Origin of the sequence: Synechococcus sp. R55.4, from assembly GCF_047461935.1 — a bacterium.
Lineage (GTDB): Bacteria > Cyanobacteriota > Cyanobacteriia > Thermostichales > Thermostichaceae > Thermostichus.
The window spans coordinates 1-20,064 of record NZ_JANSIF010000005.1 but is presented as its reverse complement, the minus strand read 5'-3'; the positions used below and the strand labels follow the sequence as shown (position 1 = coordinate 20,064).

17 protein-coding genes, 2 tRNA genes and 1 pseudogene are annotated in these 20,064 nt (G+C 59.0%); 10 read left to right on the top strand and 10 right to left on the bottom strand.

Annotation, left to right across the window (positions count from 1 at the left end):
• The 3 genes from NW842_RS01950 to NW842_RS01940 all read left to right on the top strand — a co-directional run bounded on the left by NW842_RS01950 (position 1) and on the right by NW842_RS01940 (position 2,240).
• Positions 1-1,425 carry a form I ribulose bisphosphate carboxylase large subunit gene (locus tag NW842_RS01950; RefSeq protein WP_011434138.1) on the top strand — a complete coding sequence of 475 codons (1,425 nt, stop codon included), beginning with the start codon at positions 1-3 and terminating at the stop codon, positions 1,423-1,425.
• Positions 1,426-1,491: 66 nt separating this feature from the next.
• Complete coding sequence (rcbX, locus tag NW842_RS01945) at positions 1,492-1,899, top strand: RuBisCO chaperone RbcX (protein WP_414349604.1); 408 nt, start codon at positions 1,492-1,494, stop codon at positions 1,897-1,899.
• An 8-nt stretch (positions 1,900-1,907) separates the two neighbouring features.
• Positions 1,908-2,240: a ribulose bisphosphate carboxylase small subunit gene (locus tag NW842_RS01940; protein WP_011434136.1), complete on the top strand. Its 333-nt coding sequence runs from the start codon at positions 1,908-1,910 to the stop codon at positions 2,238-2,240.
• A 344-nt stretch (positions 2,241-2,584) separates the two neighbouring features.
• On the opposite strand, the gene NW842_RS01935 is transcribed toward NW842_RS01940, so the two are convergent.
• The 3 genes from NW842_RS01935 to NW842_RS01925 all read right to left on the bottom strand — a co-directional run bounded on the left by NW842_RS01935 (position 2,585) and on the right by NW842_RS01925 (position 4,445).
• Positions 2,585-3,343 (bottom strand): TIGR00297 family protein, encoded by a 759-nt coding sequence (locus tag NW842_RS01935; RefSeq protein ID WP_414374553.1) that lies wholly within the window; start codon positions 3,341-3,343, stop codon positions 2,585-2,587.
• A 307-nt stretch (positions 3,344-3,650) separates the two neighbouring features.
• Positions 3,651-3,741: transfer RNA gene (locus NW842_RS01930), tRNA-Ser, on the bottom strand.
• Between the two features lie 155 nt (positions 3,742-3,896).
• Positions 3,897-4,445, bottom strand: a complete 549-nt coding sequence (locus tag NW842_RS01925) for a hypothetical protein (protein WP_011433891.1) — start codon at positions 4,443-4,445, stop codon at positions 3,897-3,899.
• A 573-nt stretch (positions 4,446-5,018) separates the two neighbouring features.
• Between NW842_RS01925 and NW842_RS01920 the strand changes: the two genes are divergently transcribed.
• Positions 5,019-5,981 carry a PhoH family protein gene (locus NW842_RS01920; RefSeq protein ID WP_414358203.1) on the top strand — a complete coding sequence of 321 codons (963 nt, stop codon included), beginning with the start codon at positions 5,019-5,021 and terminating at the stop codon, positions 5,979-5,981.
• Positions 5,978-6,703, top strand: coding sequence for an HAD-IA family hydrolase (locus NW842_RS01915; protein WP_414358201.1), 726 nt, complete (start codon positions 5,978-5,980; stop codon positions 6,701-6,703). Before NW842_RS01920 ends, NW842_RS01915 begins: the two co-directional genes overlap by 4 nt.
• Here the strand turns inward: NW842_RS01915 and NW842_RS01910 are convergent.
• Genes NW842_RS01910 through NW842_RS01900 form a run of 3 tightly spaced genes read right to left on the bottom strand, consistent with a single transcriptional unit; the run spans position 6,681 to position 9,390 of the window.
• Positions 6,681-7,496: an alpha/beta fold hydrolase gene (locus NW842_RS01910; RefSeq protein WP_414374554.1), complete on the bottom strand. Its 816-nt coding sequence runs from the start codon at positions 7,494-7,496 to the stop codon at positions 6,681-6,683. The two genes, NW842_RS01915 and NW842_RS01910, sit on opposite strands and share 23 nt — an antisense overlap.
• Positions 7,493-8,242 carry a lysophospholipid acyltransferase family protein gene (locus tag NW842_RS01905; protein WP_414413352.1) on the bottom strand — a complete coding sequence of 250 codons (750 nt, stop codon included), beginning with the start codon at positions 8,240-8,242 and terminating at the stop codon, positions 7,493-7,495. The genes NW842_RS01910 and NW842_RS01905 overlap by 4 nt, the downstream gene beginning before the upstream one ends.
• Entirely contained in the window at positions 8,242-9,390 is a 1,149-nt protein-coding gene (locus NW842_RS01900) for a cob(I)yrinic acid a,c-diamide adenosyltransferase (protein ID WP_414417371.1), read from the bottom strand. Before NW842_RS01900 ends, NW842_RS01905 begins: the two co-directional genes overlap by 1 nt.
• 168 nt (positions 9,391-9,558) lie before the next feature.
• On the opposite strand from NW842_RS01900, the gene NW842_RS01895 reads away from it, so the two are divergent.
• The 3 genes and pseudogenes from NW842_RS01895 to NW842_RS01885 form a co-directional block, all read left to right on the top strand.
• Positions 9,559-10,503 carry a PLP-dependent cysteine synthase family protein gene (locus NW842_RS01895; RefSeq protein ID WP_414374559.1) on the top strand — a complete coding sequence of 315 codons (945 nt, stop codon included), beginning with the start codon at positions 9,559-9,561 and terminating at the stop codon, positions 10,501-10,503.
• 110 nt (positions 10,504-10,613) lie between these two features.
• Positions 10,614-10,694 (top strand) — tRNA-Leu (locus tag NW842_RS01890).
• A pseudogene (locus NW842_RS01885) lies at positions 10,690-11,202 on the top strand (IS5/IS1182 family transposase); the annotation flags it as partial. The gene NW842_RS01890 and the pseudogene NW842_RS01885, both read left to right, overlap by 5 nt.
• Before the next feature lie 46 nt (positions 11,203-11,248).
• Here the strand turns inward: NW842_RS01885 and NW842_RS01880 are convergent.
• The 3 genes from NW842_RS01880 to NW842_RS01870 form a co-directional block, all read right to left on the bottom strand.
• Positions 11,249-12,052: a hypothetical protein gene (locus NW842_RS01880; RefSeq protein ID WP_414417370.1), complete on the bottom strand. Its 804-nt coding sequence runs from the start codon at positions 12,050-12,052 to the stop codon at positions 11,249-11,251.
• A 263-nt stretch (positions 12,053-12,315) separates the two neighbouring features.
• Positions 12,316-12,858, bottom strand: a complete 543-nt coding sequence (gene nrdR, locus NW842_RS01875; protein WP_011433544.1) for a transcriptional regulator NrdR — start codon at positions 12,856-12,858, stop codon at positions 12,316-12,318.
• A gap of 74 nt (positions 12,859-12,932) precedes the next feature.
• Positions 12,933-14,510, bottom strand: coding sequence for a cryptochrome/photolyase family protein (locus NW842_RS01870; RefSeq protein ID WP_414417369.1), 1,578 nt, complete (start codon positions 14,508-14,510; stop codon positions 12,933-12,935).
• Between the two features lie 136 nt (positions 14,511-14,646).
• On the opposite strand from NW842_RS01870, the gene NW842_RS01865 reads away from it, so the two are divergent.
• A complete protein-coding gene (locus tag NW842_RS01865) occupies positions 14,647-17,100 on the top strand; it encodes an ArnT family glycosyltransferase (protein ID WP_414417368.1) in 2,454 nt (817 codons plus the stop codon).
• Here the strand turns inward: NW842_RS01865 and NW842_RS01860 are convergent.
• The gene (locus NW842_RS01860) at positions 16,982-18,010 is read right to left on the bottom strand and encodes a LysR substrate-binding domain-containing protein (protein ID WP_414342643.1); all 1,029 of its coding nucleotides are present in this window, start codon (positions 18,008-18,010) and stop codon (positions 16,982-16,984) included. The two genes, NW842_RS01865 and NW842_RS01860, sit on opposite strands and share 119 nt — an antisense overlap.
• A gap of 307 nt (positions 18,011-18,317) precedes the next feature.
• On the opposite strand from NW842_RS01860, the gene NW842_RS01855 reads away from it, so the two are divergent.
• Positions 18,318-19,949, top strand: a complete 1,632-nt coding sequence (locus NW842_RS01855; protein WP_414375612.1) for a hypothetical protein — start codon at positions 18,318-18,320, stop codon at positions 19,947-19,949.
• Positions 19,950-20,064 lie beyond the last annotated feature (115 nt).

The window sequence follows — 20,064 nt, the reverse complement described above, 5'->3', positions numbered from 1 at the left end:
GTGGCCTACTCAGCAACCCAATCCAAAAGCGGCTATCAAGCCGGGGTGAAGGATTACCGACTCACCTATTACACTCCCGACTACACACCCAAGGATACCGATGTCTTGGCCTGTTTCCGGGTTACTCCTCAGCCGGGTGTTCCTCCCGAAGAGGCCGGGGCGGCTGTGGCGGCTGAGTCTTCGACAGGCACCTGGACAACGGTATGGACCGATTTGCTTACCGACTTGGATCGGTACAAAGGCCGCTGCTATGACATCGAGCCGGTTCCCGGCGAAGACAACCAGTACTTCTGCTTCGTCGCCTATCCGCTGGATCTGTTCGAGGAAGGCTCGGTGACCAACATGCTCACCTCGATTGTGGGCAACGTTTTTGGCTTTAAGGCCCTAAAGGCGCTGCGGCTGGAAGATGTACGAATTCCGGTGGCCTACCTGAAAACCTTCCAGGGCCCTCCCCATGGCATTCAGGTGGAGCGGGACAAATTGAATAAGTATGGCCGTCCGCTGCTGGGCTGCACCATCAAGCCCAAGTTGGGCCTTTCTGCCAAAAACTACGGGCGGGCCGTGTATGAAGCTCTGCGGGGCGGTTTGGACTTCACCAAAGACGACGAAAACATCAACTCCCAGCCCTTCCAGCGCTGGCGGGATCGCTACCTGTTCGTGATGGAGGCTGTCCACAAGGCCCAAGCGGAAACCGGCGAGATCAAGGGCCACTACTTGAACGTAACGGCGCCCACCTGTGAAGAGATGTTCAAGCGGGCCGAGTTTGCCAAGGAGTTGGGCGCTCCCATCATCATGCACGACTACTTGACAGCCGGCTTTACTGCCAACACCAGCTTGGCCAAGTGGTGCCGGGATAACGGCATTCTGCTGCACATCCACCGGGCAATGCACGCGGTGATCGACCGGCAGAAAAACCATGGCATCCACTTCCGGGTGTTGGCCAAGTGTTTGCGCATGTCCGGTGGCGACCACCTGCACTCTGGGACGGTGGTGGGCAAGTTGGAAGGCGACCGCGCCATCACGATGGGCTTTGTGGATCTCATGCGGGAAAACTACGTAGAGGCCGATCGCTCCCGCGGCATTTTCTTCACCCAAGATTGGGCTTCCATGCCAGGGGTGATGCCGGTGGCTTCCGGTGGGATCCACGTTTGGCACATGCCGGCGCTGGTGGAAATCTTCGGCGACGACTCGGTGCTGCAGTTTGGCGGCGGAACTTTGGGACACCCCTGGGGCAACGCGCCGGGCGCAACCGCCAACCGGGTGGCCTTGGAAGCGTGTATCCAAGCTCGTAACGAAGGTCGAGATCTGGCCCGCGAAGGCAACGACATTATCCGGGAAGCAGCCAAGTGGTCGCCAGAGCTGGCGGCTGCCTGCGAGCTGTGGAAGGAAATCAAGTTCGAGTTCAAGGCCGTCGACACCCTCTAGAGATCTGCTGGGGGCAGGGGATCCCCACGGCTCTCTTGCCCTACTGGCTCCCTCCCTGGATCGGCAATGGATCTGAAACAGATCGCCAAAGACACCGCCAAGACCTTGATCAGCTACCTGACTTATCAGGCGATGCGCACGGTGCTGGCTCAACTGAGCGAAACAGATCCCCCCAGGGCTCTTTGGCTACAGCAGTTCTCCGCTCGGCAAAACCTTCAGGATGGGGAAGCCTACCTGCGGGCTTTGCTGGCTGAGCGTCCTGAGTTGGCCTATCGCATCATGACCGTTCGTGAACACATTGCTGCGGAGGTGGTCGATTACCTGCCGGAAATGGCCAAAGCTGGCATCCAGCAAGCCAACATGGAGCACCGCCGCAATCATCTAGAACGGATCACCTCAGCAACAGGATCCCTACCCGTTACCCACCCAGAAGCGGGATCCCCCCCACAAAACCCTAGACCCGAAACGGAGTGATACCCATCATGCAAACCTTACCGAAAGAGCGCCGCTACGAAACTCTCTCCTACCTGCCGCCGCTGACGGATCTGCAGATCATCAAGCAGGTGCAGTACATCTTGGATCAGGGCTATATCCCTGCCATAGAGTTCAACGAATCTTCTGAGCCGACGGTTCGCTACTGGACACTGTGGAAGCTGCCCCTGTTCAGCGCCACTTCTCCCCAGGAGGTGCTCAGTGAGGTGCAGGCTTGCCGCAGCGCCTACCCCAACTGCTTTATTCGCGTGGTGGGGTTCGACAACATCAAGCAGTGCCAGGTGCTCAGCTTCCTGGTCTACAAGCCCAGCGGCCTGCGCTAGGAGAGCGTCTTGCCAGTTCCCGGTCAAGTTCTGGCCAGCACCAGGGGAGAGCTTCTCCCCTTTTGGTCAAGCCTCCTGGCTTGACTTCTTTGTATGGCCGTTCTCGGTGGCACGGCAATAGAGACCGTGGTTCGGTAATGGTCATGTACAACGTTGCCGTCAACGGGCAACCGGGGTTGGGAACCAGCCTCGTTGGTCTCGGATGTTGCAGCACTCCTTCAGAGACCTGCGGGTCTATGAAGCAACTGGGACAGAGGAAGGGACAAAAACCTCACTGTTAAGGGGATGGGGCACTAGAAACCCCATCTGCCTATACGGTGGGGTAGTTCATGGTGACCCTATTTCTAGGATCCGATGCCCATAAGGGATCCCAGCCCTGCCGCCAGAAGAGCGGCCAAAGTTGTTTGAATGCCGTTCACGACTTCGTTGGTCATCCAGGCCAAACGGGGTTGTAACACCACTCCCATCCAGCTTTCCGCCAGGGTGGCCAGGATCCCAGCCAGCCAGCAGATGCCCAACCAAAATGGGCTTTCCCCCACCCACTCCCCGCCAATCCCCCAGGCCAACCCGGCCATCCCTGCCGCTGCCGCCACCCCCGCCAGGGATCCCTCTAGGCTCACGGCTCCTTCTGTGCCCGCCGGCACGGACTGGAAGGTGGTGATCAAAAAGGTCTTGCGGCCATAGGCTTTCCCCACCTCGCTGCTGACGGTATCGGCCAATTTCGCTGCAAAGCTGGCGCTGTATCCCAACCACCACAGGGGATGCGGGAAGAAAGCGTATCCTAGCGCACATACTGCCCCGGTTAAAGCGGATCCCCAGACGTTCTCCGGCCCTCGCGCCCCCTCTCGCTTTTCGGCGATCCCCTGCGCCTGCTTGCGCCGGATCCCCAGTTTGGTTACGGCTGTTCCCACTAAAAAATAGGCAGCTACCACCGCGTAGCCCCGCCCCCCCAGCCCCCCCCACACCAGCAAGCCCAGAAGGCCCGCGTGGATGACCCCTGCTCGCGTCAGAGCTTTCTGAGGGCTCAGCAGACCCAGCACCACCAGAGCCAGGTTGAGCCAGAGTGCCACCCCCCACTGACTCAGAAGCCACGCCTGCCACATAAACGCTCAGAAGGGGGTGAAATTGCAACCGAGGTTGACATTCTCCCTGCCCTAAAGGGTAAGGATTCTTTCCCAGGTCGCAGGATGATCCCCACTTCCTGGGCCACACCACCCTTGCGAGTGATGGGGGATGCCATGACCCCAACTACTGGGATGAACTCGCAGATACTTTTCCTGTTGACACTGCGCCATATTCAAGTTGGCGGAGTTCAACCAGCACCATAGCACAAAGCCGCCCTGTTCAGCTTGCTGCCGCGCAGCGGTAGGACGGGGCTTGCAACCCAGCTTTCTTGGTCAACTACAGAAACGGAGAGGGAGGGATTCGAACCCTCGACGGAGCTTTTGGGCCCCGTAACTTCTTAGCAGGAAGCCGCTTTCGACCACTCAGCCACCTCTCCAGGGCCAGGAAGGGCAATGGCAAGCTGGGATCCAGCCACCAGTTCACTCATTGTAGGGGATGGGATCCCACCCGGCAACTGCCCCCTGACCCGCCCTGCAAAGACTCCGTCCCGCTATCGCGATCAGCCGGGATCCCTCCTGGGGTTGGGTGAGTCTAGCTCACCACCTGCAGGTAAATATCGAAGCTGCCGCTATTGTCGCCGTAGCTGCCCTTGGCGTCATTGATGTTGAAGGCAATATCCAGGTTGGGATCCAGATCCACCTCTTGGGGCTGCTCTGGCGAGGACTCGAAAACCTGATGGGCCACCAGTTGGGCGTTGGGTTGAAACAGCACAATCCCGTAGCGGCAGAGGCCCGGGTAGCGCCACTCCTCAGGGGTCGGGATCCCTTTGCCAAGGGGCGAGCGGATGCTGGTGGAAAACGAGAAGCCATAGCGCCAAGCCACATTCCTGGGGAAAAAGCGGATACGGCTGGCCCGCAACGGACGCCCTTGCCAGCGTAAAATGTTGCCCGCCTCTTGGTTCACCCGCAGGTCACGGAAAGCCATCCAAGCCTGTAAAGCTTCTTCTTCAGGTTGGATCCCTTCGATGGCCAGGGCCTGGCTCCAATCCAAGTCACTGCCATCGCAGGTGATCTGCCGCGGAATTTGCGCCAAATCCAGTTGTGCCAACCCCAGGGTATCAGACGCAGATTGGGTAAACATCTATCTCTCCTTTTTCCATCTGATTTTTCAAAATGACTCCAGAAAGGATGGGCTCCCTCCCCAGAGATTGAGGAGCCGCAGGGATCCCAAAAATGTGTCTAGGGAAGGGTTGTAAGAGACCAACCTATCCACATCTCCCCTGCTGGGTAGAGAATGTCAGATGCACGATGCCCAACGGAGCTGAAAACCTCAAGCTCTTGCCCAAACGGATGAGAGGTTGGGAGTTCAAGCCCCTTTAGCAATAGATCAACTTTACTTGATGAATAGGAGCTATTCCCGAAAAAAGAGCCCTTTGCAATACTTTTTTAGGGAACCTTAGAGAGTTGTTAATCCCCTGTGACTTGGCTGCCCATAAAGACCAGAATCCAAATCCGGGTTTGGTGCAGATCTTCCAGAGACTCGTATTCTGGAACACATTAGTTTGTGCAATCCCCTGTTGAGCACTCTTGCACTCGACCCCTGGGCTCTCCCCGACCCGGAGCGCTCTGGCAAGCGCTTTTGATTTGATAAGATCGCCGTCATAGGTCTCGCAGGGTGCCCGGCGCCCACCGCATGCACGACAACCCCACTTCCATCTCTACTGACTTCGAAATCATCTCTCTGTCCGATCCTCAGCAGGCCATGTCTTTGGCGGGCATTCAGGAGGCCAACTTGAGGTGGATCAGTCGCTCCAGCGGTGCCTCTGTAACGCTGCGCGGACAAGACCTGTATCTGAAAGGCACTCCTCAACAGCGGCAGCAGGTGCGGCAATGGCTAGAATTGCTGAAGCCGCTTTGGCAAACTGGACACCCTGTTACTGTGATCGATGCAGAGCAAGCTTTTCGCGCCCTCTCCGGCCAGGAGGCTGCCGCCTATCAGCAAGCACAAGCAGGAGTTTTGGCCCGCACCCGCAAAGGGGAGCTCATCCGACCGAAGACGCCCCGCCAACAGGAGTATGTGCGAGCCATTCGCGCCCATGACCTCTGCTTTGGCATCGGGCCGGCGGGTACCGGCAAAACCTATCTGGCTGCCGTTGTGGCCATCACGGCTCTGCAAAACCGAGAGTATGAGCGCCTGATCTTGACTCGCCCGGCTGTGGAAGCGGGAGAAAAACTGGGGTTTTTGCCGGGGGATCTGGTGGAAAAGGTGGATCCCTATCTGCGGCCCCTTTACGATGCCCTATTCGAGTTTATTGACCCGGCCAAGCTGCCGCAGTTGATGGAGCAGGGGGTGATCGAAGTGGCGCCGCTGGCCTACATGCGAGGCCGCACTTTGAGCAATGCCTTCATTATTTTGGATGAAGCCCAGAACACCACCCCTGAGCAGATGAAGATGGCCCTTACCCGGCTGGGGTTCCGGTCGCGCATGGTGGTTACCGGGGATCTCACCCAAACGGATCTGGGCAAACATCGCACGTCGGGCTTGGCCGCCGCGGAGCGCATTCTGGCAGGGGTGGAGGGGGTTGCCTTTTGCTACTTCGACCAGCGGGATGTGGTGCGCCACCCTCTGGTGCAGCGGATTGTCGATGCCTACGCGCGCTACGAGGGGCAGTCGTGAGGCTGAGGGTGCTCTTTTTCGACGCTGTGGGCACTTTGTTTCGGGTGCGGGGCAGTGTGGGCCAGGTTTACGGCCAGGTGGCAGCGGAGTACGGGGTGAGGGTGGATCCCCAAGCCTTGGATCGCGCTTTTGGCCGAGTTTTTGCCCGGGCTCCAGCCCCGGCCTGCCCAGGGTTGACGGGATCCCCTTTGCCGGATTGGGAGCAGGCCTGGTGGCGTCAGGTGGTGCGGGAGACATTTGCCCAGGTGGGATCCCTGGCTGCCTTCGGAGAGCACCGGTTTGAGGACTTCTTCACCCAACTGTTTGAGCACTTTGCCGGGGCGGATCCTTGGGAGCTGTATCCCGAGACGCTGCCGGTTTTGCGGGCCCTGCAGCAGGAAGGGATCCGGCTGGGGGTGATCTCCAACTTCGACAGCCGCTTGCCCAGAGTGCTACAGCAGTTGCAGTTGGATCCCTACTTTTCCAGCCTCACCCTCTCCACCCAAGTGGGCTATGCCAAGCCCCATCCCCGCATCTTCCAAGCTGCCCTGGCAGCCCACGGGATCCCCCCCGCAGCCGCCGGCCACATTGGCGACAGCCACCGCGAAGACTACCAGGGGGCAAAAGCAGCAGGCTTGAGGGCCCTTTGGCTGGATCGAGAGGGGAAGGAGAGCTCCGGCCCAGAGCGGATAGAAGATCTGTGGGGATCCCTCTCCATGCTCAACGGGCCGAAGCAGAATTGAGCAGCAGGGGGGTGAAAAGGCCACCTGGCTTGAGCAGGTAACGCCGCAGGTTCATCTGCCGCTCCAGCAGACAAGCATGGCCGCTCTGGGGAGAGATCTCTATCTGTGCTTGGGGCAGCCGTTCCGCCAGTCGGCCCACCTCCTGCACCGAGGGCAAGAGGCGATCCCGGCCCCCTGCCACCAGCAAAGTCGGCATGGTCATCAACTCCAGAGGCAGCTTCTCCACAACAAAGGATCCCAGCAAAGCCAAGCGCTGGGCAGCCACTGTGGGCTCAACACTGTGAACCGCCTGGCGCAGCCGCTCCCGATCCGGCGGCTCCATTTGGCTGAGCTCCGCCAAAGCCCCCAACCCTCGCTCCGACAACTGGTGATAGAGCGCCGGCGGCAAAAAGGGCAAGAGAACATGTCCTGCCCACCACCAGGGCCTACGTCGCAGCGACGAGGCTGGATTGACCAAAATGAGGCCACGGCACCGTTCCGGCCATTGGGCGGCCACCAACAAGGCCAGGCAGGCCCCAAAGGATTCTCCACACAAGTACGCCCCCGCTTCTAGCTGGGATCCCACCCAATCGGCCAGGGTTTCCCAGCTATCCCCCGCTTCCGGGTGGTTCAAACTCAGGGGGCGAATGCGAAACTCCCGCTGCAGAGCCTGCGCCTGCCGGTAAAACAACGTACCTGTGCCATCCATACCGGGCAAATACAGCAGCAGGGGCCGCTCCTGACCGACCGCTCCCGTTGCCGGGCTGACCAAGCTAGAGGCAGATGCTACCGGCTCGCCACTCAACTTTCTCATCTCTCTGCCAATCCCAATCGCACCTGTTCTCGGGCCGCTGCAGTTAGCTCTTGAATGACCTGCATTCGCTCGCGTCGGGATCCCTGGCGCTGCTTCCTGCCCACCCAAAGGGGGGATCCCACCCTGAGCACCACCCGCCGGTACAACACCACCGGATGTCCCCCTTCCTGTTGAAATCGGGGTTCAGTGGGGTCAAACCAGCGGAAAAAAGCCATAGGAATATCTACTCCCCGCCATTCTTCCTGCGCCCACACCGCCACCGGCAGAATCGGCAAGGGATCCACCGCTGCCGCCAGCGCCAGGTGGGCAAAACCTGGCTGAAACCGCCCCACCTCCCCAGGCGAGGTCTCACGGGTGATCTGCTCCGCCCCTTCTGGGAAGATCCCCACACCCACCCCCGCTGCCAAACTGGCCTGCGCCTGGCGAAAAAAATGGATTTGCTGTCGGGATCCCTGCTTGAGGGGAATGCAGTCCAAAGCCAGGGCGATTTCCCGCAGCAGCGGCACCTGAGCCAGGTAGTAATGGCAGGCAAAGCGAATCGGTCGGTCCAACCCCGCGATCAGCACCGGCGCATCCAGAAAACTGCGGTGATTGCTCACCACCACCAGCGGGCCGGCGGGAACGTGCTCCTTGCCCTCCACCCACACTTCCGTCTGGAAAAGGGTGAGCAACAACTGGGCCAGAGTCCTGGGGTCTGGAGGCCAAGAGAGAGCAGAATTGGCTGAGAACGCTGCGAAGGATCCCATCAATAGTCCACCCCGCGCCGCAGATCGGCCCCCTGCTCGGCATAGTGCTTGTGGCTCACCATTTCCGAGTGGACAGAGGCCAGCTCAAAGTAAGGTAAGGGGGCATGGCACCGCCCCGTGATGATGATCTCCGTGTCCCGCGGCTTGCGCAGCAAAGCCTGGACAATCGGCTCCACGTCCAGCAGCTCCAGATCCACCGTCGGGTTCAACTCATCCAAGATGATGGTTTTGTACAGGCCAGAAGCGATGGCCGCCCGTGCCAACTCCCAGCCCCGCTCCGCTTCTACATAGTCGATTTCCTGTTGTTTGCCCCGCCAGACAATGGCGTCCCGACCGCAACGCTGGTGATCCACCAAATCGGGGTAGCTTTCCCGCAGGGCCCGAATGGCTGCATCCTCGGTGTAGCCCGTTCCCCCCTTCAGCCATTGCATGATCAGTACACGATGGGAGAGATCCTTACTGATGCCGCGTCCAATCGCCTGCAGAGCCCGACCCAGAGCGCTGGTGGATTTTCCCTTGCCGTTGCCGGTGTAGATCTCGATGCCGCTGCAAGGGGGTTGGCCGTTTTGGAGATCCGTCGCCCGCCGGACACTGCGCATTTCCGAGTGCAAATCCGCCAGGTCGATAATTTCCTTGGGAGCGCCGCGCCCGGTGATGATCACCTCCATGGCCTCCGGCTTTTGCTTGAGGGTACTGACCACCTCCTCCACAGGCAACAGGCCCAGATCCAGCACCGGGTTGAGCTCATCCAGCACCACCACCGAGTAAAACCCCGACGCCAAAGCCCCTTTGGCCACATCCCAACCGCGGCGGGCCTCCTGACGGTCAAACTTGGTGATCTCATCTGGGCCGAAAAACTCTCCCCGCCCGGTGCGCAATTGATCGATGAGATGGGGGAAGCCTCGCTGCAGAGCCGCAATGGCCGCATCCTCAGCATAGGTTCGGCCTGGCCCCTTGAGAAACCGCACCAGCAGCACCCGGCTGGGGGCCGCCTTTTCGATCCCCAAGCCAATGGAACGCAGCACAACCCCTAGGGCCGCCTGGGACTTGCCTTTGCCCTCGCCGTCGTAGACATGGATCTGGCCCCGTCGCCGATCAAACTGCTGGGCAGTCACAATCCCAATTTCTGCCATGCCCCTCCGCGTCATCCTGCTGTGGGAAAATCCCACTTTTCTACCCCCATCTTAGAGCCTACTTGGAGCCTAGCCAGAACTTGGGCAGGAGGGGGAAACTAAAAAGCTCCCAAGAGGCCGGAAAGACCGGGGTAAGATGAGCAATGGTTGTCCAGCCGATGCCTGTCTAGCGAGGGATCCCCCTTGTATCCGACTGCATTTTCTTCTCGCCCGTTACTCCCTGCTGTGGATAGCCCTATTGAGCTGGTGGGGGGGACGCCGCTGATCCGTCTGCGGCGGGTTGCTGCCGATTTGCCGGAATCGGTACGGGTATATGGCAAGGCAGAGTGGTACAACCCTGGGGGTTCAGTCAAGGATCGCCCGGCCCTCAACATGATTCGCGCTGGCGAACGCCAGGGCAAGCTTACCCCCGGCAAGATCATCCTCGATGCTACCAGCGGTAACACCGGCATCGCCTATGCCTGGATCGGGGCCGCCTTGGGCTACAAGGTCAAGCTGGCTCTTCCCGCCAACGCCAGCCCGGAGCGCAAGAAGATCCTGGCTGCCTATGGCGTGGACTTGGTTCTGACGGATCCCGCTCTGGGATCCGATGGGGCCATCGAGAAAGCCCGCGCCCTCTATGCGGAAAACCCCGAGCTTTATTTCTACCCTGACCAGTACAGCAACCCCGCCAACTGGCAAGCCCACTACGAAACCACTGGGGTGGAGATTTGGGAGCAAACCCAGGGGCAGGTCACCCATTTTGTTACCGGGCTAGGCACCAGCGGCACCTGTATGGGGGTGGGGCGGCGCCTGCGAGAGTATCGCCCGGATATCCAAATCATTGCCATGCAGCCCGACTCTCCCTTCCATGGCCTGGAAGGGCTCAAGCACATGGCCACAGCTCTAAAACCCGAGATTTACGATCCCACCCTGCCTGACCAGCACATCGAGATCTCCACAGAAGCAGCCCAGAAAATGGTTAAGCGCTTGGCTTTAGAGGAAGGCTTGCTGGTGGGCATCTCTGCCGGGGCCAATGTGGTGGCAGCCCTAGAGGTGGCCCGTCAGCTCTCCTCTGGAGTGGTGGTGACCATCTTTTGTGACGGGGCTGACAAGTATCTTTCCGAGCGTTTCTGGACAGAGGATTAACTTTCAGGCATGGGGAGTATGTCAACAAGGCAGGACAAGCCGTCGGCTGCAAAATGGCCAATGCCCTTAACAACTCCACCCTTCTGTCGCTATGATGGTTAGGCTCGGAAGCGGATGTGGCGGAATTGGTATACGCGCACGTTTGAGGGGCGTGTGGCTTTGCCTTGCGAGTTCGAGTCTCGCCATCCGCATCGATCCCTCCCGGAAAGATGTGGAAAGTGGTACACCATTTACCCAAGATTCCATCGCTGGAGTCGCTTGGGAGTCTGGGAGAGAATGTTTCAGTTCTTCATCACAGAACCCGATTGAGAGCATCTTGTCCTGGACTCAACCATCGTTCGTGCTCACCCCTGCGCAGCCAAAGGGGAGCAAGCCTTGGGCAGGAGTCGAGGTGGATACAGCTGGCAAGAAGAACACACGAAAGTGATAGGGGATAGAGGATAGGATTCCCATCGATTTACGCAGAGGATAGGGGAGAGTCGGGTGGTGATTCCTTCTAGGAAGAAGAGGAGGGTGGTGCAAGATTACGACCGGCATGTTTACAGAGAGAGGCACCCAGTAGAGTGCTTTTTTCAGAAGCTGAAGCAGTATCGGCATTTGTTTTCTCGTTTTGACAAGTTGGTCAGGAACTTCTTGAGCTTTCTCGACTTCCCAGGTGCTCTCTTCTGGCTCAAATATACAAATATAATACAAATATAAAGACCAACAGAACCTAGCAAGTTTTGGGGCATCCTGTGAACAGCTCTCAGGGTGCTTGCACGGGCGGTGGGTTGTTGCGCAAAAACGGCTGTACGGCTACAAATCCCAACCCAAACGATCCGACGACCAAGACGACTGCAGCGGCCATCCAAAGGACGGCAGAGCCCTGGGATCCGTGATGTTGCTCCCGTACCCGCTGATAAATGCCGGTGGAATAGGCTGAGGAGTCTGCCTCGCCGAGATAGGGATCCGGGCCGCCCCTATCCTGCATCAACTCGTCCAGGGAAGGAACCTGGTAGCCAGTGCGGGGGTAGGGCTCGGCAGAGGTGTGGGTGGAAGGGTGGCGAAGGGAATCAAAGGAGGACGGGGCAAAGCCGTTGGATGAGAAGGAGGGGGTCTCGTTGCGGGCCTGTCGGCGCTTGAGGCGATTCAAAAAATCGTAGCTGGGCGGGGCCTCCGGTTGGCCGGGATTGGCAGTCGGGCTGTTCTGTTGGAAAGAGGCTTCAGAAGCTGCAGCAACTTGGGCAGCCTGGCCATTTGCGTCAGCAAGCCGTAGGCTGATTTGCTGCAGGCGCTTCAGGGTGTGGCCCAATTGCCCCTGGAACTCTCGGGTGATGGCAGCGAGCTCTCCAGACAACTGCTGATGCAGAGCGCGCAGGTGCTGGTTTTCCGAGGAAAGCAGGCTTACCTGCTGACGGGCAGACTCCAACTCTTCGGCCACTTGTTGATACACCTGAATCGGCACCACCCCTGGCCCCGTCTCCATTGCGGCAGGGGAGCGAAAGCCACTGGGGTTACTGTTGCTGTTGCGAGCGCCAGAGGGGCTAGAACCCCGAAAACCGTATTGCATAAATTGGGATCGACTCGGAAGGACAGGGGGCTGGGACAGCTTGACACAGAGGGATCCAAGATATCAGGGATCTCCAAGGATAGTGCTGAACACCGGCAATCTAAAGGCGTGCAGCTCTAGCTTTAGTGTAAGCCGCAATTACTACCCCAAGCATACCGCTAAGCCTTTGGAATGGGCGATCTCTTCACAGCAATTTTTCCCGCCCACAAGCGCCATTTCCCCGCTGCTTCCAGGGAGGGCCGGCTTGCGCTGTCGTTCCCACGTCACGAATACTCCCCCACCAAGTCCGGGGAGCCTGAAGATTCGGAATCTGAGGCAGAGGAGTCCTGCAGCAGCCGCTCCAGATCCCGTCGCAGAGGTGGTTCCAACTGTTCCAGCTCATTGACAAAGTCTTTTATACCCTGAAACTGGCGATAAACGGAGGCAAAGCGCACGTAGGCCACCTCGCTTAGGTGTTGCAGGCGCTCCAGCACCATCTCGCCGATGCGCAGGCTGGTTACCTCTTGGGCATCTTCCAATTGCAGCTTTTCTTCGATCTCGTTGACCAGCTCTTCCATCTGTCTGACGGTGACGGGGGTTTTTTGGCAGGCACGCATCACCCCTTGCAGGATCTTGTTGCGGTTGAAACTTTCGCGGGATCCATCCCGTTTAATGACCATGATGGGCATGAACTCGATGCGCTCATAGGTGGTGAAGCGGTAGCCACAGGACATGCATTCTCGCCGCCGCCGCACACTCTGGCCACCTTCTGCCGAACGAGATTCCAAAACTCGGATTTCTTGTTTGCTGCAGCGGGGACATTTCATGGCTTGCAGTCCTTACAAAGCGACAGGTGGTAGGAGGGTGCCTCAATTTTACCGGATGCTTAATCTTCTGGTGCTTAGACAGATTGCAAATGAGATGGACTCTGTTCGTCGAGTGCAGATTGCAAGGGATCCCACCAAGCAGCGGCTTGCGCCTGGATCTGGGCCTTCAGCTCCGGTTCCATGCGATCCAAATGGATCAATACCCATTTCATTCTGCCCAAGGGGGCTAAGAGGGATCGCTGACGCAACAGGAAGTCCCAATACAACGTATTGATGGGGCAGGCTTGTTTGCCAACCTTTTCGCTGGGATTGTAGCGGCAATGGCGGCAGTAGTCACTCATTTTGCGGATGTACTGAGCAGAGGCGGCATAGGGTTTGGTGGAGAGCATGCCCCCATCGGCAAAAAGGCCCATGCCGATGACGTTGGGCTGCATCACCCAGTCGTAGCTGTCGATAAACACATCCTGAAACCACGCTTCTACTGCCTGGGGCTGAATGCCACTGATGAGGGCGAAATTGCTGAGCACCATTAGCCGCTGGATGTGGTGGGCATAACCATGACGGCGAATTTGATCCAGGGTGTGCTGCAGACAGGCCATGTCGGTTTTGCCCGTCCAAAAAAACTCTGGCAGGGGTCGCTGGTGGCCAAAAAAGTTGTTCTGGGCATAGCCGTTGGGCATTTGGTATTCGTAGAAGCCGCGCATGTACTCCCGCCAGCCCAGGATCTGGCGGATGAAGCCTTCGGCGGAGGGCAGGGGGATCCCGCCGCGATGGTAGGCTTGTTCGACGGCAGCGATGACTTCGTGGGGGGTGAGCAGGCCCAAGTTGAGGTAGGGAGAAAGCAGCGAGTGGAAAAGGAAGTCTTCCCCGGCTTGCATGGCGTCTTGCCAGGGGCCGAAGTGGGGCAGGCGCTCGTGAATGAAATGATCAAGCACTTGCAGGGCTTGGGCGCGGGTGACGGCCCAGCCAAATCCTTCTAAGGATCCGAAGTGATGGCCGTAGTGTTGCCTAACTTTTGCGATGACAGCCTGGGTAATGGCATCGGGGGAAAAGGTGAGGGGCCGAGGATAGCGCATTCCCGGTTTGGGAGGATGGCGGTTCTCCCGGTCGTAGTTCCAGCGCCCGCCCAGGGGCTTGGGGCCGTCCATGAGAATGCGAAAGCGTTTGCGCCCTTCGCGGTAAAAGTCTTCCAGGAGCAGGCGCTTGCGACCTGAGGCCCACTCGATAAATTGATCAGCTGTCCAGAGGAAGTGGTTGTTTTCCACAACCAAGAGGGGGCAAGGGAGGGTGGATCTCAGCTTTTCTATTTCATCTCGGACTGGAATATCGGCGGGCTGCATGAGGCGGATCTGCTGCAGTTGATGCTGCTTGGCCCAGGTTTGCAGGGGCTCGGCATAGCTGTCGGCTTCCACGTAGGTGACTGGGTAGCCCCGCTGTTGCAGTTCTTGGGCAAAGTGACGCATGGCCGACCAGACCAGCACCAATTTCTGCTGATGGTGGTTGCGGGAGCTGGCCCACCGGTGAGATTCGATGAGAATGACGGGAACTCGGTCTGGGGATAGGGTCGAGAGGGAAGCGAGGGCGGATTGCTGTGGGTGGAGTTGATCCGCAAGGATCCAAACCCCTTCTGGGCCGGCAGATGGAGCGATCATGGGATGCTGAAGCTCTCGGTCTATGGGAGGAGCGCTGAGAATGACACAGGTTGAGTTTAGCTCTGGGGGGCAAGGCCAGGTGGCAGTTGCAAGGGATCCCAATGTCTGCTGAATCTCTGCGGATTGTTTTCAAAGCATGAACGGTACAGACGAGGAGAGAGAGACATTGCCGGAGAGACCCCACAGGCCGGGGATCCCTTTCCTGCGGTGGTGGGCCGGGCTGGGGATGGTGGCCCTGCTGCTGCTGGTGATCTGGAATTGGACGGATCCCTTGCCGCCAGCCTGGGATGAGGCGCAGCATTTGTTGCAGGCGCAGGCGTTTGGGCTTCACCTGGGACGGTTTCGCTGGGATGGGCTGTGGGGGCAGCAGTTTTTGCATTTGAACCAGCGCTACCCCCCTTTGGCCTATTGGCTGGGGATCCCCTTGGCAGTTCTACATCCGTTCAGCCGGGCGGACGGGCAGTTGCTCAACTTGGGGTTGCTGGGGGTGCTGGTTCTGGCAACGCAGCGGCTGGGACAGCGGGTCTATCGCTCCTGGGAAGTGGGCTGGCTGGCGGCGGCGCTGCTGCTCCTCTATCCGGGGATCACGGCTTTGGCCCACGTGTACATGTTGGAGTTGCCGCTGGTGGTGGCGGTGACGCTGGCGTTTTGGGCGCTGTGGGCCTATGGGGAGAAGCCTTCCTGGTGGGGGGCGGTGGGGGTGGGGGCGGGGGTGGCGGCGGTGCTGCTCACCAAGTGGACAGGGGTGCTGTTTTTGCTGCTGCCTTTGGTGGGAGTTGCAGGTCAGGCCCTCTGGCGCTCTGGGAAAGCGGTGGGGTGGTGGAAAGGGATCCCTTGGCCGGCGCGGCTGGCCCACTTGGCCTTGGAGATGGGTGTGATGCTGCTTTTGTGCTGGCCCTGGTATGGGGCCAATTGGCTGTTTGTGCTCAGCAATGGCTGGGCTTACGCCGAGACTGCCCACTACTACATCACTTGCCCAGCGGGATCCCTGTGCTGGTGGACTGCCTACTTGCGCCTTTTGCCCCTGCAGATGAGCCCTTTTCTGTGTGGGTTGCCGCTGCTGAGCGGGTGGGGATCCCTGGACAGGCGAGAGGCAGTCTTGTGGGCCACCTACGGTTCGGGCTACCTTCTCTACACCCTGGTGGACATCAAAGATGTGCGCTTCACCCTACCCCTGCTGCCTCTCTTGGCCGTGTTATCAGCAGGCGGGATCCAAAAGGCTTGCCGGTGGTTGGAGGAACGCTGGGGTGCGTGGGCTTTGCAAAGGGGAGTCTGTGCAGGGCTAGTTCTGGGCTGCTTGGCCTTGGCCAATTTGGGTCGGCCCCTCACCCCAGGGGTGGCCCCTCTGTGGACGGGGATCCAGATGCGCTGGCAGGGGAAGCACCCCACGCAGGAGCTGACCCAGTGGATCCAATCCTTGATCCAGCCAGGTTTGACCACCACGCTGGGGGTTCTCCCCAACACAGAGCTGATCTCTTCCGAAACCCTCACCTACTTGTCGGCTCTTCAGCGCTGGCCGGTTACATTCCGCGCTGCCGGGCAAACCCCCTGGCCGGAGCTGGAGCTATCCTTGCTGGATGGGTTTGTGGATGCGGAAGGGGAACAGGGGATTATCGGCCCCTATGGCCCGACTAAGGAGCAGATCCGGCAGCACCTGCGCAGCAGCCCAGACTGGCGACAAGATCCGGCGGTGGAGTTGCCTACCTTGGGTCGGCTGCACACCTACTTCCCTCGCATGCCAAGAGTGACGGTGCAGAAGTGGCCTCTGGAAGCTGGGGAGGTGGAGCTGGTGGAGGTTGAGACGCTGTCGGAGCTGGGGATCCCGGCCTGGAAGTTGCGCTGGCAAGGCCCAGCTCAGAACTTGGCCCAGACGCTGGTTTGGGCGCGGCTGGAAGATGGGCAAGGACGGGTTTTGGAGAAGCGGGCCTGGGTGCTGGGGCAGAATCGCCTGCAGCTCAACTTAACGGGCGGCTGGCTGGTGGAAGAGATCTTGACGCTGCCCACAACCGACTTCCCAAGAGGTGGCCTTCTCCACCTGGAATGGCAGTCGCCCAAAGGGATCCGCCATTCCCTACACCAATCCTGGAGAGGATCCCTGTCGAGCTTGCCGAAGGAGGGATCCCCCCTTGTAACGGATCCCTTGTTTCCTCTCCGCGAGGCGGCCAGAGCTGCTGCCGCTGGGGATCTGCAGGCCCTCTCCCTTTATCTCAATGCCTGGACAACCCTGCAATACCCGACTTTTTTGACGGATCCAGATCGCATCCTGGTACGGCAACTGCTGGAGGGGGAAAGGCAACAGGCTGCTGCCCAAGGCCAACTGAGCCAGCAAATCCAAAGCCACTACCAACTGGGCTTGCTGTTGGCGGTGCTGCTGCAACCGGAAGCAGCTCAGTTGCACTTTCAACAAATCGTCGAGCTGGATCCGGAAGACGAGTGGGCGCGGGCTTACCTGGGGTTTTTGCGAGTATTGTTCACTCACGACTTTGAGGGGATCCGGGGGTTGCGACAAGAGCTCTCGGCTGTGCTTCAGCCTCTTTGCCGGAAAGCGGATTTGGATTGGGATTTGAATTGGATTTGTGCTGCTCTTTAGCCACAAAGTCCAGCTCCATTTGAGAAACCTGGGAAAGAAGAAAGTCGGCAAAAGCTTTGGCCACCACCGAAAGACGTTTAGAGCGCAAATAGACCAAATGCCAGAACCCCCGAATGGGAAACTCTTCCACATCCAAAATAGCCAGATGATGCTGCCACCCCCCCAAGGCCAACACATGCTGAGACAAAACCGAAATGCCCAATCCACCCACAATGCCCTGGCGAATGGCTTCGCTGCTGCCTATCTCCATGCGGATGTTGAGTTTCAGGTTATGCTTGTCGAAGAGCCGCTCTACAGCCATGCGGGTGCCGGAGCCGGGTTCACGGGCTAAAAAAGGTTCTTGGGCAATGCGCGCCAGAGGGATCCGCTTTTGGCCCACCAGCGGATGATGAATGGGGGCCATCACCACCAAGGGATTTTCCAGAAAAGGTTGCGCCACCACGTCCAGATCTTCTGGCGGCATCCCCATCACGTAGAGATCGTCCATGTTGTTGCTCATCCGCTCCAAAACCTGCTGGCGGTTGAGCACCTTAAGAGCTACGTCAATGCCGGGATACTGCTGACAAAATGGCCCCAGCAGACGGGGTATAAAGTATTTGGCAGTGGTGACCACTCCGATGCTCAGCCGTCCCTGCTTTAGCCCCTTCAGGTCGGCAAGGGTCATCTCGAATTGATTCAATTGTTCAAAAATCTTCTCGCAGGTTTGGTGTAAAGCTTGCCCCGCTTCGGTGAGATACAGCCGCTTGCCCACCTGTTCAAACAACGGCAACCCTACAGCTTTGCTCAATTGCTTGATCTGCATGGAAATCGTGGGCTGGGTCAGGTAAAGCTCTTCTGCAGCGCGGGTAAAGCTCAAGTGACGAGCGGCAACCTCGAAGATTTGCAGTTGGTGCAAGGTAATGGCCTTCATGGACATCAAGAAAAGCTAAAGGTTTACTACTAAATCATAAGCGCTAATCTATGCCTTTTGGCGAGATCCCCATGAGAGCCTGGCTGACGGTCACAGTGGCGGAAGGGGCAAAACCGAAGAGCAACCCCCTACCACTCGGACTTAAGGTAGAGATCGACCAAGGGATTGCGCCGGTCTGGGCACAGGCGGCTGTTTTTTTCCAATAGCCGCTCTCTGGGCAGGAGAAGAGTACGATCGGGGCCATTCTCGGTGGAGGTTGAGGGTGCTGAGACTGCCGAAAAACCAAGGGATCCGCTGGCTTGCGGGTGTGCTAGGCGCACTGATATTGCTGGGATGGGGGATCGCAGCCCATGCCCAATTTCTGGGGCCGGGCCGTTTTCTTTTCCCGGGCTCTGGTTCTCGGCTTCAGGGCAGCCAGGAACCGGCGGGATCCCTGCTCAATGCCTTCTGTCAGCAACCGCCTGCGGAAGTGGCCCGCAAGTCTCAACTGCGCCAACAGGCCAACCGGTCAGATGTCGCCTGGGCCGAATACGCGCAGATTTTGGACGAGCATCGTGCCGCCTTGATTGCCTGCCGCAGCCAACGCTGGCCCCAGATCCAGGCCATTTGGGTACGTCTGCACCCTTGTGATGCCAATCCGGGCGTGTTGGATCAGGTATTCGACCAAGTAGTGAACCTGGGCTACAACCGCGTCTTTATCGAGACCTTTTACGATGGCCGCTCTATTTTGCCGGATGGCGCAGGGGGGATCTGGCCCAGCTTACAGCCCAACGCCGACTTGTTGGATCTGGCTCTGAAGGCGGCACGACGCCGCGGCTTATCTGCCTATGCCTGGGTGTTTTCCCTCAATTTCGGTTACAGCTACGGACAACGGCCCGATCGACAGGTGGCCCTGGCCCGCAACGGTCGTGGCATAACCACCGTCTTGGATCCCGCTACAGCCCTTTCGGAAGACCTGGGCAGTCCTGGCGAGGTATTTGTGGATCCCTTTCATCCCTTGGCACGGCGGGATTTTGCCGAGTTAGTCCGCCGCATCCTACAGCGACAGCCGGATGGGATCCTTTTCGACTACATTCGCTATCCGCGTGGCTCAGGGGGATCCAGCGTGGCGGCCACCGTCCGAGACTTGTGGATTCACGGAGAGGCCGCTCGGAAAGCCTACCTCGATTTGGCAGAAAATCCAGCGGGTCGGGCGCTGCTGGAGCGCTATTTGAGCCAGGGCTACGTGACGGTGAGGGATGTGCAGCAGTTGGATGCCGCCTACGCCGAGGAACCCAGATGGCGTCAGCCAGGGGATCCCTGGCCCAATCCTCAGCAGGTGCTTTCCCTAGAGCTTTTGGATCGGGGTGCCCAGAGAGACAGCACAGCAACTGAGCAGCGGAGCGGAGATTTGTCCTCCATCAACTCATTGGAGTCACCGCAGCCATTGGGGGATCCCACCCCGACTCCCAGGGCCGCTCTTCGCCAAGAACGCTGGCAGCAGCAGCTTTGGCAGCTCAGCGTCGAGTTTGCCCGCTATGGGGTGCTCGATTATCTACGGCAAGTCGCCCAACCCGCCCAGAGGCTGGGGATCCCGGTGGGGGCTGTCTTCTTCCCAGAAGGCAACCAAGCAGTAGGAGAAGGGTTTGACGCTCGTCTGCAACCCTGGGACCGCTTTGATCCGGGTATGGAATGGCACCCAATGGCCTATGCCAGGTGTGAGGATGCCACTTGTGTAGCCCAGCAGGTGGAGCAGGTTTTGGCCGTAGCTTCTCCCCAAACCTTCGTTTGTCCGGCCATCGCCGGCCTATGGGGACAGTCGCAACGACAGCGCCCCAGCCTAGAAGTGCAAATGGCAGAGCTGGCCCGCCGCTTTCCGCAGTTGCCCTGTGTGAGTCACTTCGCCCTCTCCTGGATCGAGCCGGAGCTGGAGCGCAGCCGTCGCACCTGTCAACTCTAACGCCCATCCCAATGTAAACTACCCGACTCCGACCGCTAAAGCGGTACGGAGCGGGCTTTCAGTAGCCCTGAGCCTGCTCTGCTCTACCAGAGAACAAAACAGGCCCGAACCTCTA